Annotated in this window: 14 protein-coding genes; 6 read left to right on the top strand and 8 right to left on the bottom strand. The window is 71.8% G+C overall.

The window, feature by feature from the left end; translation table 11 throughout:
• Positions 1 to 20 precede the first annotated feature (20 nt).
• A complete protein-coding gene (locus tag EU555_RS27710) occupies positions 21 to 929 on the top strand; it encodes a LysR family transcriptional regulator (protein ID WP_135418634.1) in 909 nt (302 codons plus the stop codon).
• Positions 930 to 1,081: 152 nt separating this feature from the next.
• Here the strand turns inward: EU555_RS27710 and EU555_RS27705 are convergent, their stop codons facing one another.
• A complete protein-coding gene (locus tag EU555_RS27705) occupies positions 1,082 to 1,558 on the bottom strand; it encodes a hypothetical protein (RefSeq protein ID WP_135418615.1) in 477 nt (158 codons plus the stop codon).
• 276 nt (positions 1,559 to 1,834) lie between these two features.
• On the opposite strand from EU555_RS27705, the gene EU555_RS27700 reads away from it, so the two are divergent.
• Positions 1,835 to 3,184, top strand: a complete 1,350-nt coding sequence (locus EU555_RS27700; protein ID WP_135418614.1) for a pentapeptide repeat-containing protein — start codon at positions 1,835 to 1,837, stop codon at positions 3,182 to 3,184.
• A gap of 113 nt (positions 3,185 to 3,297) precedes the next feature.
• Here EU555_RS27700 and EU555_RS27695 read toward each other — a convergent pair whose 3' ends face one another.
• From EU555_RS27695 to EU555_RS27680, 4 genes are all read right to left on the bottom strand, one after another.
• Entirely contained in the window at positions 3,298 to 4,071 is a 774-nt protein-coding gene (locus EU555_RS27695) for an ABC transporter ATP-binding protein (RefSeq protein WP_135418613.1), read from the bottom strand.
• The gene (locus EU555_RS27690) at positions 4,059 to 4,814 is read right to left on the bottom strand and encodes an ABC transporter permease (RefSeq protein ID WP_135418612.1); all 756 of its coding nucleotides are present in this window, start codon (positions 4,812 to 4,814) and stop codon (positions 4,059 to 4,061) included. Before EU555_RS27690 ends, EU555_RS27695 begins: the two co-directional genes overlap by 13 nt.
• 24 nt (positions 4,815 to 4,838) lie before the next feature.
• Complete coding sequence (locus tag EU555_RS27685; RefSeq protein WP_135418611.1) at positions 4,839 to 5,879, bottom strand: ABC transporter substrate-binding protein; 1,041 nt, start codon at positions 5,877 to 5,879, stop codon at positions 4,839 to 4,841.
• Between the two features lie 328 nt (positions 5,880 to 6,207).
• A complete protein-coding gene (locus EU555_RS27680; protein WP_135418610.1) occupies positions 6,208 to 7,443 on the bottom strand; it encodes a deoxyguanosinetriphosphate triphosphohydrolase in 1,236 nt (411 codons plus the stop codon).
• Between the two features lie 108 nt (positions 7,444 to 7,551).
• On the opposite strand from EU555_RS27680, the gene erpA reads away from it, so the two are divergent.
• From erpA to EU555_RS27665, 4 genes are all read left to right on the top strand, one after another.
• Positions 7,552 to 7,878 (top strand): iron-sulfur cluster insertion protein ErpA, encoded by a 327-nt coding sequence (erpA, locus tag EU555_RS27675; protein WP_135418609.1) that lies wholly within the window; start codon positions 7,552 to 7,554, stop codon positions 7,876 to 7,878.
• A gap of 32 nt (positions 7,879 to 7,910) precedes the next feature.
• Positions 7,911 to 9,788: a serine/threonine-protein kinase gene (locus tag EU555_RS27670; RefSeq protein ID WP_135418608.1), complete on the top strand. Its 1,878-nt coding sequence runs from the start codon at positions 7,911 to 7,913 to the stop codon at positions 9,786 to 9,788.
• A 321-nt stretch (positions 9,789 to 10,109) separates the two neighbouring features.
• The gene (locus tag EU555_RS36375; RefSeq protein WP_167858675.1) at positions 10,110 to 10,283 is read left to right on the top strand and encodes a hypothetical protein; all 174 of its coding nucleotides are present in this window, start codon (positions 10,110 to 10,112) and stop codon (positions 10,281 to 10,283) included.
• A gap of 194 nt (positions 10,284 to 10,477) precedes the next feature.
• Positions 10,478 to 10,876: a DoxX family protein gene (locus EU555_RS27665; RefSeq protein ID WP_135418607.1), complete on the top strand. Its 399-nt coding sequence runs from the start codon at positions 10,478 to 10,480 to the stop codon at positions 10,874 to 10,876.
• An 88-nt stretch (positions 10,877 to 10,964) separates the two neighbouring features.
• On the opposite strand, the gene EU555_RS27660 is transcribed toward EU555_RS27665, so the two are convergent.
• The 3 genes from EU555_RS27660 to EU555_RS27650 all read right to left on the bottom strand — a co-directional run bounded on the left by EU555_RS27660 (position 10,965) and on the right by EU555_RS27650 (position 14,596).
• Entirely contained in the window at positions 10,965 to 12,482 is a 1,518-nt protein-coding gene (locus EU555_RS27660; RefSeq protein WP_135418606.1) for an undecaprenyl-phosphate glucose phosphotransferase, read from the bottom strand.
• A gap of 155 nt (positions 12,483 to 12,637) precedes the next feature.
• Positions 12,638 to 13,852, bottom strand: coding sequence for a glycosyltransferase family 4 protein (locus tag EU555_RS27655; RefSeq protein WP_135418605.1), 1,215 nt, complete (start codon positions 13,850 to 13,852; stop codon positions 12,638 to 12,640).
• 171 nt (positions 13,853 to 14,023) lie between these two features.
• On the bottom strand, positions 14,024 to 14,596 hold the full coding sequence (locus EU555_RS27650) for a polysaccharide biosynthesis/export family protein (protein ID WP_135418604.1): 573 nt from the start codon (positions 14,594 to 14,596) through the stop codon (positions 14,024 to 14,026).
• Positions 14,597 to 14,656: the final 60 nt, after the last annotated feature.

Genomic DNA, 14,656 nt, shown 5'->3' with positions numbered 1-14,656 from the left:
GACTATAACCCGGAGTGATGATGAACCTGCGGCAGCTCGAGATCCTGCGGGCGGTGGTCCGGCACCGCACCACCCTGGCGGCGGCCGAGGAGCTGGCGGTGTCGCAGCCAGCGGTGAGCAATGCCCTCAAGGCGATGGAGGCGCAGGTCGGCTTCCCGCTGTTCGACCGGATCAACAACCGGCTGTTCCCGACCGCCGAGGCGATGACGCTCTACCGTGAGAGCGAGGCGATCTTCGCGCTCCACGGCAAGCTCCAGGGACGCCTGCGCGACCTGCGCGAGAACCGGCACGGGCACCTCGCCCTCATGGCGACGCCGCCGCTGGCCTACAGCCTGCTGCCGCGGGCCCTTGCCGCCTTCGTGCGCCAGCGGCCGCAGACGCGGATCTTCTTCGACGTGCGCCGCTACGAGGGCGTGGTCGACGGCGTCACCAGCCGCGTCGCGGAACTCGGCTTCGCGCTCGGCCTGTCGAACCACGTCGGCATCGCCCACGAGGTGGTGCACCGGGGCGAGATGGTCTGCGTCATGGCCCCCGACCATCCCTTGAGCCTGAAGGCGAGCGTCACGCCGGCCGACCTCGCGCGTCATCCCTTCATCGGGCTCGAGCGCGGCACCCGCCTCGGCGAGGCGGTGCGGGACAGCTTCTCCCGGGCCGGCGTGCCGTTCGGCGCCACCGTGGAGGTCCGCTACTGCAACACCGCCTGCGTGCTGGCGGGAGCGGGCGTCGGCGTCGCGGTGGTCGATCCGTTCTCGCCCTCGCAGGGCGGCGCGCACCCGGTGGTGGTGCGCCCCTTCGCGCCGACGACGCCGGTCGAGGCCTTCATGCTGTGGTCGGAGGCCGAGCCGCTGTCGCGACTGGCGCGGGCCTTCCTGGCGGAGGTGCGGGCGGCCCGGGTCACCCTCACCGCGGCGGCTTCGGACGAGGCGTGACGGAGGAGGAACCGGGACGGCACCGGCCTCGTCCACGCCATCGAAGGTTCATCCGGATCCGGCAAGACATGCCGCCAAAATAAGGTGCCGAATGCATGATTTTATCTGCAATTGACCCATCGAAAGCAGACCGTATTTGCTCGATGAGCGAGTCACGACTGAACGCGCCCATCGAACGCGACGATCGGAACTGTCCGCCTGCCCCCATTGTCGATCTTCGCTCCACAGGCGATCCCATGAATTGCTTTGTTCGTGCTGAAAAATTTGCAGTAGCCGTCCGAAACGGCGAGCGCCTGTCCGGATTGCAGGTAGACCCGGTGAACTTGCATGATGTCGCGCTCGACCATCGTGCCGGCAAAGCCGATGGGCGGGCGCGTGTGTGATCTCGACTCCGCGAAGTTCACGAGTCTGCGCCCCGCCTGACCGTTCGGCGTCGTGATCACCGCGGCATCACAGAAGAAGCGGGATTGCCGCCTGGTCAGGTCTTCGCCGATGCGCCCTTCCGCGATGTGGCTCTTCGGGCTGCACACGCCTTTCAGCACCACCATGCCGTCCAGACCCTGCGCCGAGGCCGTACCGGACAAGAGCAGGACAGCGCAAACCGAAAAACATACCGTTCTCTTCACCACGCACCCCCTCTTCTTCAGAACATGTCTTGTGGCACCACGATATAAGAATTTGCAAATCGCAATCATTAATTTTCTGATTCGCTCGATGTTACATTGATTGCGAACGTCGAGGACGGCGATCGTCGCGCCGTTTCCGGGCGGTGCGCGGGTCGCGCGGCCCCGCCGTTGCATTCCCGCCGGGTCCGTGGCTGATACCGGCCCGGCCCCTCTCGCGAAGGAACACGCGTGCGCCATGGCATGGACAGGCCCGTCGGCTGCGCCGGGCGCGCCTGAGCGGTGAACTCCCGACCCAAAGTCCCGCTCGACCCGCGCGTCGGCGCGCTCCTCGCCGAGATCGCGGCGCAGGAGGGACCGCTCAATCGCGACGGCCTCGACCTGCGCGAGGCGAGCTTGAGCCGGGACGCCCTGTCGCCGATCGCCGGCGACGCGGCGTGGTGGGATGCGGACCGCCAGGGCCTGAACCTCGCCGGGGCCGCGATCCCGGGCAGCGATCTCGAGCAGGCCGACCTCACCGGTGCCACCCTGAAGCGCGCGCGGCTCGCCGGGGCGCTGGCCCGATCGGCTGACTTTTCCGGCGCGCTGATCGAGGAAGCGGATTTCGGGAAGGCCGACCTCAGCGGCGCCCGCTTCGTCGGCGTCGCCGGGGGCCAGGCCGACTTCACGGAGGCGATGCTGGAGGATGCGAGCTTCCGGGACGCGTCCTTGCGCTTCGCCCGCCTGCCGCGCAGCCTGCTCGACGGGGCGGATTTCTCCGGCGCCGACCTGTGGGGCGCCGACTTCACCGGAGCCGACGCCGACTACACGACGTTCCGCGGCGCGCGCCTCGACGAGGTCAACCTCTCCGACGCCAACCTGACCCACGCCGATTTCGAGGGCGCGAGCCTGACCAAGGCCCGGCTCACCGGCTCGCGCCTGCGCGGCGCCACGCTGACGGGCGCCAAGCTCGACGGAGCCGACCTCTCCGGGGCCGACCTTTCGGCCGCGACCCTGGTGCGGCTCGATCTCTCGTCCTGCTCCTTGCGCCACGCCCGCTTCGCCGGCGCCTGGCTCAACGGCACACGGTTCCGCGCCGCGCAGATCGGCGAGACGGTGGGCGAGGAGGTCGCCGGCGAGTACGAGGCGGCCAAGGCGAGCTACCTCGCGCTGGAGCAGAACTTCCAGAGCATCGGCAGCCACGACGAGGCCGGCTGGGCCTATCGCCGCCGCCGCCGCATGGGCCGCCTGCATGCCGGGGTCCAGGCCCGCGCCGCCTGGCGCGCACGCGACCGGGGCGATCTCATGCGCCACGGCTACCGCTGGCTTGCCGACCACTTCGTCGAGTGGCTGTGCGATTACGGCGAGAGCCTGTCGCGGATGTTCCGCGCCTTCGCGCTGATCATCGTGGTCTTCGCCGGGCTCTACGGCCTCACCGGCGGCCTGATCCCGGAGGGCGGCGGGCAGGCGACCTACAACGCCATCGATCTCCTCAGCTACAGCGCCCTCAACATGATGACGGCGAACCCGCCGGAGATCGGCATCAAGCCGGTCGGCCGGGTGACGAACCTGCTCGTCGGCGTGCAGGGCGCGACCGGGATCGTGCTGATGGGGCTGTTCGGGTTCGTGCTGGGGAACCGGCTGCGGCGGTGAGGCGGCGAGCCCCGGCCTCGACCCTTGCCATCGACCGACTTCGCACGCGCGGCGTCCCGGGACCGCGGAAGCGGAACCCGCGATGATGCCGAGAGATGTGGTTTCCGCCCCGGCTAGTCTGCGGTCTGCAGGTTCTGGCTGACTCCAGCTCCCGCCAGATCCTCCCGGATCGCCTGCGCGACCGCCTTCAGCTCCGGGGCCGACCGGTCCCGCGGCTGGCCCCCCGCGACCCGGTGCGCGGCGACGATCCGGCCCGGGCGGCCGGCCAGCACCACGACCCGGTCGGCGAGGGTGACCGCCTCCTCGATGTCGTGGGTGACGAACAGGACGGTCTGACGGTAAGCGCGGCAGAGCCGGGCGAGCTCGTCCTGCAGGCTCTCGCGGGTCAGCGCGTCGAGGGCCGAGAACGGCTCGTCCATCAGGAGCACGTGCGGCTCGACCGCGAGCGCCCGGGCCAGCGCCACCCGCTGGCGCTGGCCGCCGGAGAGCTGGAACGGCCAGCGCCCGGCGAGATCGGCGAGGCCGACCCGCGCCAGGGCTCCTTGCGCCCGCCGGCGCCGCTCGGCCCGGGGCAGGCGCAGCTTCTCGAGCCCGAAGGCGACGTTGTCGAGGACGCGGCGCCAGGGCAGCAGGCGGGAATCCTGGAACACCAGGGACACCGCCCGGCGGCCGGGCTCGGGATCGCTTAACCTGACGGTGCCGGCGCTCGGCGGCACGAGGCCGGCGACGACGCGCAGGAGCGTCGACTTGCCGACGCCCGAGGCACCGACGATCGCCAGGAACTCGCCGGGCTCGATGTCGAGGTCGAGGCCCGACAGCACCGTGGTGCGGGCGCCGTCGCGGGTGAAGGTCAGCGCCAGGTCCCGGATCGCGATCAGGCCCGCCATCGGAGCATCCAGCCTTGGAGGGCGGTGAAGGCGGCGTCGAACACGCCGTAGAGCAGCGCCATGGTGAGCATGTAGACGACCACGATGTCGGTCGCGAGCAGCGTCGAGGCCTGCATCATCCGCTGGCCGAGGCCCGCGACCCCGAAGATCTCGGCCGCCACCACCGCCATCCAGGCCTGCCCGATCGCGGTGCGCACGCCGACGAGGATCCCCGGGGTGGCCGCCGGCCACACCACCGTGAGGAGGCGCTCGGGCGCCGAGCGGAAGCCGAAGGCGGCGGCGAGCTCGATCAGGTCGCGGTCGACGCCGCGGATCGCCCCGTGGCTCGCGAAGTAGACGATCCAGAACACGCCGACGGCGACGATGAACAGGGCCGCCTCGGGGCTGACCCCGAACCAGATGATGGCGAAGGGCACCCAGGCGAGGCCCGGCACCGGGCGCAGGACCCGCACGATCCAGGCGGTCAGCCCCTCGGCCGTGCGCGACATGCCCGTCAGCGTGCCGACCGCGATGCCGAGGACGATGCCGAGCGCCAGGCCGCCCAGGTAATGCCCGAGGCTGCCGCCGATCGCCATCAGCCACTGCCCGGAGCGCAGCTCGCGCAGGAAGGCCTCCGGGATGACCGAGGGCGGCGGCAGGAAGGCCGGATTGACGAGGTCGAGCCGGGGAAACGCCTCCCACAGGGCGAAGAAGGCGGCGAGCCCGACGAGCGGGAGGAGAGCCGCCGCGGGGCGGGACCTCACTTGCCTGTTCTCACTTGCCTGTTCTCACTTGCCGGCGACCGCGCGCTCGTAGAGGCGCGGCTCGAACAGGCCGTCGAGGGGCACCTCGCGCTCGAGCGCCCCGATCCTGACCTGGAAGCGCTGCATCGCCGCCGTCGCCTCGACGATGGCGCGGGGATCGGCGGTGAATCGCGTCGCCGGCGAGGCCAGTGCCCGGCGGATGGTCGCGGTGTCGACGAGCCCCTTGCCGAGGGCCGCCTCGATGGTCGGGGCGACGCGCTCCGGATCGCGGCCGATCAGGTCGACCGCCCGCACGATGCCGGTCACGATGGCTTGCGCGGCCCCGGGCTCCTTGTCGAGAAGGGCGCGCGTCAGCGCCACGACGGTGCCGGGCTGGCTCGGGAACATCTCGCCGCCGAGCGCCATCAGGCGGATCGCCGGGTTGCGGCCGGTGACGATGGAGACCGCGGGCTCGCGCAAGGTTCCGCCCTCGACGGCGCCCGCGAGCACGGCCTGCTGGGTCGCATCGATCCCCATCGACACGATCGTGACGTCCGTCCGGTCGACTTTGGCCACCTCCCACAGCCAGTGCTGCAGGGTGGTGTTGGGCACCGAGCCGAGGGGCTGGGTCGCGAGCCGCGCCGGGCTGCCGTTCGCCGCGCGGTAGCGGCGGAAGACCTCGGCCGGCGCGACGCCGGGCTCGGCGAGGCGGGCGAGCTTCGGGCCTGCGACGAAGACGTTCTCCTCGACGGAGGTGGCGGCGACCACCTTGACGTCGATGCCCTTCGCCCGGGCGACGCCGAGCGGCGCGACGCCGGCGACGTAGACGTCGAGGGTCCCCGAGGCCAGGGCCTGGATCATGTTCGGCCCCGACTCGAAGGTGGTGACGGCGAGCGAGAGGCCCGCCTCCTTCAGCCAGCCCTCCTTCTCGGCGACGAAGAGCGGCGCGGTGGCGAGGATCGGGATCACGCCGACCCGCAGCGGCACCGCGCGGCCCTGCGCAAGGGCGCCCGGCCCGGCGCCCAGCACCGCTCCGGTCGCGAGGACCGGGGCTGCCCGGAGGATGCTGCGTCGCGTGAGGGTCATGGCCGGCCGTCGAAGGGAAGTGACCGGCTCCGCTTAGGGCAATCTGCTGCGAGGGAGCAAGAACGGCGCGGAGATAAGAAGATAAATCTTCATTCAGGCCGATCTGAAGCATGAATTTCTTTCTGGACGCCGGCCGGGAGGAGAATGTCCGGCGATCCCCTCGGTCGTCGTCACGTCCTCCTGGTCATCCCGGGGCCGGGCAGCGCACCGCGCGCCGCCTCATCGCGCACCCTCGCCCATCATGGATCCCTGTTCCGCCTTCGCGGCCCCGGGATGACGGTGGAGGATGGCAAGACTGTCGAGGCACGGCGCGGGCGGCTGGCCCCTCTCATTCCTCCAGCCCCGGCCAGATCACCCAGTGCAGGTCCGGCGTCTCGGGAAAGAGCCGGCGGTGCTGGCTCACCGCGTAATTGTCGGTCATGCCGGCGATGAAGTCGGCGACCCGGCGGGGCGTGCGGGGGTCGTCGGGTCCGGCGAGGCCGGCGCTCCACTCCTCCGGCATCCGGGTCGGGTCGCGGCGGAAGGTGGAGAAGAGGTCCTCGACGATCGAGGCGGCGCGCCGGCGCACCGCCATCACGCCGGGATGCCGGTACATCCGGGCGAACAGGAAGGTCTTGATGTCCCGGTCGGCCGCCGCCATCGCGTCGGAGAAGGCTGCCACCGGGCCCGGGGCATGGCGCACCGCGGCGGCGTCGGCCGGGTTCAGCGCGGCGAGGCGGCCTTCCGTCACGGCGATCACGTCCTCGACGAAGCGGGTGATCACCCGCCGGGCCAGCTCGTGCACCACCCGCGAGCGCTCGAGGCCCGGATAGGCGTGGCGGATCTCATCGAGGAGGCCGGCGAGGAACGGGATCTCGCGCAGGTCGTCGAGGCGGAAGAGGTCGGCCCGCAACCCGTCGTCGAGGTCGTGGGCGTCGTACGCGATGTCGTCGGCGAGCGCCGCCACCTGGGCCTCGGGCCCCGCGAAGGTCGCCAGGTCGAGGTCGTTGACGGCATTGTACTCGAGGATCGCCGCCGGGATGCCTCTCTCGGCGTAGTGCGGCGTCGGCCGGCCGTCGCGGGCCAGGAGCGGGCCGTTGTGCTTGACCAGCCCCTCCAGCGTCTCCCAGGTCAGGTTGAGCCCGTCGAAGGTGGCGTAGCGCCGCTCCAGCCGGGTCACCAGGCGCAGGGCCTGGGCGTTGTGGTCGAAGCCGCCGTGGTCGCGCATGCAGGCATGGAGCGCGTCCTCGCCGGTATGGCCGAAGCAGGTGTGGCCGAGGTCGTGGGCGAGCGCCAGCGCCTCCGCCAGGTCCTCGTCCAGGCCGAGCGCCCGGGCCAGCGCCCGGGCGATCTGGCTCACCTCCAGGGTGTGGGTCAGGCGGGTGCGGTAATGGTCGCCCTCGTGGTGGACGAACACTTGCGTCTTGTGCTTGAGGCGCCGGAACGAGGCGGAATGCACCACCCGGTCGCGGTCGCGCTGGAAGTCGGTGCGGGTCGGCGAGGCGGCCTCCGGGATCAGCCGCCCGCGCGACGCGAACGGGTCGCTGCCGTAGGGGGCCCGCCAGCGCTCGCCTGTCCGTCTCACGTTCCAGATCCCCTCGCCATCCTGGGCGGCCGGACGCGGCTGTTGCGGCGCCCGCCGTCCATTCCTATGTTGCCATCGCACGTCGGACCCCCACCCGAGAAGCCGTCGATGACCCCGATCACCCTGACGTCCCGCGCCGCCCGCCGCATCAACGAGATCATGGGTGCCGAGCCCCCCGGCTCGATGCTGCGCATCAGCGTGAATGGCGGCGGCTGCTCCGGGTTCCAGTACGCCTTCGACATCGCCCGGGATCGCGCCGAGGACGACCTCGCCGTCGAGCAGGACGGCGCCACGGTGCTGGTCGACCCGACCTCGCTCCCGTACATGGAGGGCGCCACGATCGACTTCGTCAACGACCTGATCGGCCAGTCGTTCAAGATCGAGAACCCGCAGGCGACCGCCTCCTGCGGCTGCGGCACCTCGTTCTCCCTGTAAGCCTCCGCACCACCTCACCGGGACGCTCCGCCATGACCCGCTCTCTGACAACGGGCGTGGCCCGGGCCGCGCTCGGGTTGACCGCCTGCGCGGCGCTCGCCGGCATCCCGCCCGGCTCCGCCTGGCTCCTCGGCGGCCCGGCCGCAGCGCAGACCGCCGGCGTGCTGCCGAACGCTGCCGCTGCCGCGGCGCAGGCTACCGTCGCCCTCGACGAGGTCGTGCTGCCCCTCGGGCCGATCACCCTCAAGGCCCCGAAGGTCGAGCTGCGCGGGACCGCCCTGTCGGCGGACGAGGCGCGGGCCGTGCTCGATCCCGCCGGTCCCGCGCCGTGGCGGAGCCGGCTCGAACGGCTCACCGCCCGCGAGATCGTGATCCCGGTGCTGCGGGTCGAGCAGCCGGCCGGCGGGCGCGTCCAGGTCGCGGTCTACCACGACGTCGTCGCCCGGGACGTGACGGCGGGCCGGATCGGCACGCTGGAGGCCGGCGGCGCCACCCTCACGGTCGAGGGGCCGGGCCCCGACGCCGCCGGCGCCTACGGCCGGTTGAACGCCCGCGAGGTCGACCTGGCGGGCTTGGCGCGCTTCCTCACCGAGGCCGGCGGCCCGGGTGCCGCGCCGGTGCGGATCTATGCCGGCGTCACCGCCGAGGACATCGCGCTCACCGGCCCGGACGGGGCGGCCTTCCGGATCGCCCGCATCGACGCCCGCGACCTCGCCGGCCGGCCTACCGCGAGGCCCTGGGGCGAGACCGCCCGGACCCTGGCCGAGGGGGCGGACAAGGCGGACGGGGTGGAGCGCACCCGCCTCATGGGCCTCGCCGCCGACCTGCTCGACGGGGTCAGCTTCGGCGGGATCGAGATCAGCGGCATTACCCTGGCCGCCCCCGGCGAGCCCGGCGGGCGTCCGGCCGCGGTCCAGGCGAGCCTCGCCCGTCTCATTTTCGGGCCCGAGGGCGGGGCCGGCGACGCCAAGCAAGGTGAGACGAGGCCCGGCCAGATGCGGGCCGAGGGCCTGTCGGTCGAGGCGCCCGCCGGGCGCTTCACCCTCAAGGGCCTGACCCTCTCCGGCCTCTCGCTCAAGCCGGTGCTGGATGTCATGCGCCAGGCCGCCGGCAAGCCCCTCGACCGGGCCGAGCTGCGCCGCTACGCCCCGTCCCTCGGCCGCCTCGCCCTGGAGAGCCTCGACGTCGACCTGCCGGCGCAGGACTCGGCCAAGGACCCGCTCGCCGCGTCGGGACCGATGCGCTTCGCCCTGCGCAGCGCCAGCCTCGACGCGAGCGAGCCGCGCGACGGCGTCCCGACCGCCTCGCGCTTCGCCTTCGACGGATTCACCTGCGCGGTCCCGCCCGGCACGGCGGCCCCGGTGCTCTCCGACCTCGCAGGCCTCGGCTACACCGCCCTCGACCTCTCGGGCCTGGTCGATGCCCGCTGGGACGAGGCCGCCCGGGAGGTGAGCCTGCGGGACGTGACGCTGTCGGGCAAGGACATGGGCACCGTCCGGATCACCGGCACGATCGGCGGCATCGGCAAGGAGGTGTTCGACCCCGAGCCGATGGTCTCGTCGATGGCGCTCCTCGGCGCCAGCGCCAAGTCCCTCGCCCTGACCCTCGAGAATGGCGGCCTGTTCCAGCGCTTCGTCGCCCAGCAGGCCAAGGCCCAGAGCCTCAAGCCCGAGGAGCTGCAGCGCGAATACGGCACCGCGGCGATGCTCGGCATCCCGGCGGTGCTCGGCAACTCGCCCTCCGCCAAGGCGCTCGGCCAGGCGGTGTCCCGCTTCGTGGTCAAGCCCGGCCGGCTCTCGGTCAGCGCCGCCGCCAAGGATCCGGGCGGGCTCGGCCTCGTCGATTTCAGCACCGCCGCCAGCCCGGGCAAGATCTTCGACCGCCTGACGGTGGACGCCAAGGCGGAGTGACGACGAGCGGCCCGCGACGGGCGCTGATCGCCGGCGCCGCGGGGCTTGGCGCGAGCGCAGAACCCGGTCGTGAACCGGGTCTCCCCTTGAGCGATACCGACAAGACCAAGGCGCGGGATCCCCTCTCCCACACCGGAGAGGGGAGACGCGTTCCATTGTTCTACGAACGCATCAGGCGGACATCGCATGAACCAGATCACCGCGCGCCGCGGGAGCGTCTGAACGACTTGGCACGCAACACGCCACGCAATCGCGCCGCAATGGTCAAGCCGTAAACGCCCTGTCATCGACGGCCCGACGAGGCCGAGACGGGACTTTGCGATGCGGACCATTCTTCGAATCCTGACCGCGGCCGCGATCCTGGCCGGCGCGGGCGCGCTGACCCCGGCCGGATCGGCGCATATCGTGCCGATCGACCAGGCGAGCGGCGCTCCGGACCGCGCCTCGGCGTCCGAGTCCACCTGCCCGTTGCGGGCGTGGCCTTACATCGGCTGATGCCGTCAAGATACTCGGCCTCCACCATGCTCGCCTCCACCGTGCTCGCCGGCCTCGCCCTGCTGCTCGCCTGCAACATCGCCTTCCTGCTGGCCGTGAGCCGCTGAGAGCGGCAGCGCAGAGGCCGGGCGGCCGGACCCCGACCCATCGGGCTCAATCTCGCACCTGATCCAAGCCTGCCGCAGGAGAATGCCATGACCTCCACCCGCACCTGGCCCAGCCTCGCCGCGCTGCTGCTGCGCGTCCTGATCACGGCTTTGTTCGTGATCGCGGCCGGGATGAAGTTCGCGGCCGTGCCGTTCGAGGTCGCGGTCTTCGCGCGCTTCGGCTATCCGTTGTGGTTCATGTACGTGGTGGGCGCCGCCCAGCTCTACGGTGCGGTGCTGCTCTGGGTGCGGGGCGGCACGGCCTTCGGCGCCCTCCTGCTCATGGTCATCATGGTGGGGGCGGCCGTCAGCCACCTGCGGGCCGGCGACCCGGTCGCCCTGGCGCTGCCGGCGCTGGTGCTGCTCATCCTGCTCGCCGGCCTGGCCTACCGGCACCGCGACGACGTCACGCTCTCGCTGCGGTGGATCGCGGCCCAGCGGGCCTGAGGCGGGATCGTCCCTGCCGCGGTCGATCGAAGGGCGTGCGGGATCGCGCGATCCCGCCGGCCCTACACCGGTCCCCCGGCCTCCGCCCTCAATACGCGTTCTCCGTCTTGAACAGCGCCAGCGGGGTCATCGCCAGGATCTGCAGGTCGAAGAACACCGACCAGTTCTCGATGTAGTAGAGGTCGTGCTCGACCCGGCGCTGGATCTTCTCGTTGGTGTCGGTCTCGCCGCGCCAGCCGTTGATCTGGGCCCAGCCGGTGATGCCGGGCTTCACCTTGTGGCGGGCGAAGTAGCCGTCGACGACCTGGTCGTAGAGGGTGTTGGCGGCCTTGGCCTGAAGGGCGTGCGGGCGCGGGCCAACGAGCGAGAGGTCACCCTTCACAACGTTGATCAGCTGGGGCAGCTCGTCGAGCGAGCTCTTGCGGATGAAGCGGCCGACCGGGGTCACCCGTGGGTCGCCCTTGGTCACGACCTTGGCGGCGGTGTAGTCGCACTGGTCGACATACATCGAGCGGAACTTGTAGACGTCGATGATCTCGTTGTTGAAGCCGTGGCGCTTCTGGCGGAAGAAGACCGGGCCCGGCGAGGTCAGCTTCACGGCGAGCCCGACCGCCAGCATCACGGGCGAGAGCATGAGCAGCAGCACCGCACCGACCACGCGGTCGAACACGCCCTTGACCACCACGTCCCAGTCGGCGATCGGGCGGTCGAACACGTCGAGCACCGGCACCGAACCGAGATAGGAGTAGCTGCGCGGGCGCAAGCGGAGCTTCGAAGCATGGGCCGAGAGGCGGATGTCGACCGGCAGGACCCAGAGCTTGGCCAGCATCTGCAGGATGCGCGCCTCGGCCGAGATCGGCAGCGTGAACACGATCAGGTCGACCTTGGTGCGCCGGGCGAAGGCGACGAGGTCGCTGACGGTGCCGAGCTTCGGGTAGCCCGCCACCACGTCGGCCGAGCGGCCGTCGCTGCGGTCGTCGAACAGCCCCACGACCTTGAGGCCGGAATCGCTCTGCGCCTCGATCGCCCGGATCAGCGCCTCGGCCGCCTCGCCGCCGCCCACGATGGCGACGCGCCGGTCGAAGCGGCCGCGGCGCATCTGCGCGCTCACCACCAGGGAGAGCGCCAGGCGCTCGACCACCAGCAGCGCCAGGCCGCCGCCATAGACGCTCATCAGCCACAGCCGCGAATACTGGTCGCCGAGCTTGGCGAAGAACAGCATGGTGGCGGCGAGCAGCATCACCAGCGACCAGCCGAGCACCACCCGGGCGCCGACGCTGAAGAAGGCCCGGAACGCCCGGATGCCGTAGGCGCCAAGCGCCTGCAGCACCAGCACGTTGAGGGTCGCGAGGCCGAGGATCGCCCCCACGTAGCCGAGATGGAGCGGCACCGTCCCGGCGAGCAGCCAGCGCTGGGCACAGAGGCCCGCCAGCGCGACGAGGCCGAACTCGACGGCCCGGACGCAGCCGGTGAAGACCACCGGCGAGACGACCGGCTCCGGCCGCACCGGGGCGATGGTCTCGGCGGGGGGCACGGCCTCGCGGCCCTGGCCGGCCTGCTGGGCCACCGCGGTCTTGAGGATGTCGCGAACGTCGAACGCGCTCATGGGGGGGTTCCGGTAACGCTGTGTGGCGGAGATGACCCGCGTCGATCGATGGTGATGCGTTCGACCCTGCCGCGCAGCCCTGAGGGAAGGCTTAAGACGACCGCGAGGGGTTTGTGGAAAATCGAACGGGAACCGGGCGCCGGGCCCCTCCCCCGTCAGCCGCGGTCGCGCCGGGCACGGGCGGCGGCGTATCCGGCGAGCCCGTCCTCGGCCATCCGGTTCATCGAGAAGCGGCAGCGCACGAAGGCGCTGAGCGCCGCCGCCTCGCCGCGGCGCTGCTCGGGATCCTGGTCGATCTTGCGCAGGATCGCGCCCGCCAGGGCGGCGGCGTCGCGGGGCGGCACCAGGGCCGGGGCGGCAGGACCGAAGATCTCCGGGATGCCCCCGACATCGGTCGAGACGAGGGGCTGCGCCGCAGCGGCGGCCTCGAGGACGACGTAGGGCAGCGATTCGGCCAGGGAGGGCACCACCATCACGGTGGCGCGGCTCAGGGCGGCGCGGATCGGCTGCGGCGGCTCGAACTGCACATGCTGCGCGAGGCCGAGATCGGCGACCCGGTTGCGCAGGGCGACGTCGTCCGGCCCCGAGCCGACGACCAGCAGGTTCAGGGTCCGCCCCTGCTCCCGGCGCAGGCGCGCCAGCGCCTCGAACAGCACCGGCACCCCCTTCGCCTCGCGCAATTCGCCGATATAGACGAGGTCGAACGGATCCGGGGCCGGCACGATGGGAGCGAATTCCTCCGCCCCGATGCCGTTATGCACCACCCGCACCAGCCGGTCGGTCGGCCCGACATAGGCCCGGTAGCGCCCGGCGATGTAGTCGCTCTCGAACAGGAAAACGTCGGTGCGGCGGGTGAGCAGGCCCTCCGCCGCCATGTAGAGGCGGTGCAGGGGCGTGCCGGGCCGGTAGTTGAAGCTGCCGCCATGGGGCGTGTAGGCCCGCACCGGCCGCGCCTGCGGTCCGGCGAGCGCCAGGCGGGCGAACAGGCCGCCCTTGGAGCCGTGGCCGTGCAGCACGGTGGGCGCGGCGCGGCGCACGAGGCCGGAGAGCGCCATGAGCGCCGCGACGTCGCTCGGATGCGGGTTGCGGCGCATCGGCAGCCGGGTGAGGCCGAGGGCGAGGTCCGGTGCCAGTTCCTCGAGGGCCGCCTCGGCCCGGCTGCCCCCGGTGCTCGCATCGCAGAAGAGGCCGACCGCGTGGCCCGCCGCCACCTGCAGCCGCGTCACGTCGAGGACGTGCCGAAACAGGCCGCCGACCGGCGCCCGGAAGACGTGGAGGATCCGCTCCCGCGGGGCGGAGGCGGGCCGGTGCGCCGGCTCCGACGGAGCAAGGTCTGCGGCGATGCGGAGCTGGGAAGCGGCCACGGGCATGTCCTCCGGCGGATGACGGCACCGCTGCGCGCGGCAGCTCCCATCTCGCTCAAGCCCCGTGGCCGGCCGGTTAAGAGGCCTAACGGAAGTCCAGTCCGGGCCGCGGCCGAAGAGGGCGTGGTTAACCGGTGGTCAGCGCAAGGTCGACAGCTCGACCGATTGCGGCTCGTCTCAGAACCAGCGCTCCTTGACGACGATCGTGTCGCCGGGCCGCACCGGATAGGTCATCGGCACGATGCCGGAGACGAGGCCGGTCGGTCCCTCGCGGGTGAGCACGGCGTAGTCCCTGGCGGCGCGAGGGCCGAAGCCCGCCGCGATCGCCACCGCGGTCTCCACCGTCATGCCGCTCACGTAGGGGTACTGGCCCGACGTCGTGACCTCGCCCAGGATAAAGAACGGCCGGTAGATGTCGACCTCGACGGTCACGTGCGGCTCGCGCACGTAGCCGTCGCGCAGGCGCGCTTCGATGGCGCGGGCGGCCTGGGCGGTGCTGCCGCCGGCGACCTTGATCGGGCCGATCAGCGGCAGGGCGATGCGCCCGGCCCCGTCCACGGCGTAAATGTTCGAGAGGTTGTCCTGCCCGAACACGATCACCCGCAGCTTGTCGCCAGCGGCGAGCGAGTAGGCGGGTCCGATCGAGCCGGTGCCGGTCTCGTCGAGCAGGGCGGTCCGGTATTCCGGTCGCAGGCAGCCGCCGAGCGCGAGCGTGGTCGCCAAACCTGCGAGAAGAGCGCGTCGGTTCATCGCTTCCGGCCAATCCAAGTCGTGTCGGCGAGGTCTCGTCCCGAAGGTCTAGGGCGTCAT

Source organism: Methylobacterium nonmethylotrophicum (assembly GCF_004745635.1).
GTDB lineage: Bacteria > Pseudomonadota > Alphaproteobacteria > Rhizobiales > Beijerinckiaceae > Methylobacterium > Methylobacterium nonmethylotrophicum.
Note: the sequence above shows the minus strand (reverse complement) of the source record. Positions and strands in the feature narration are given on the sequence as shown.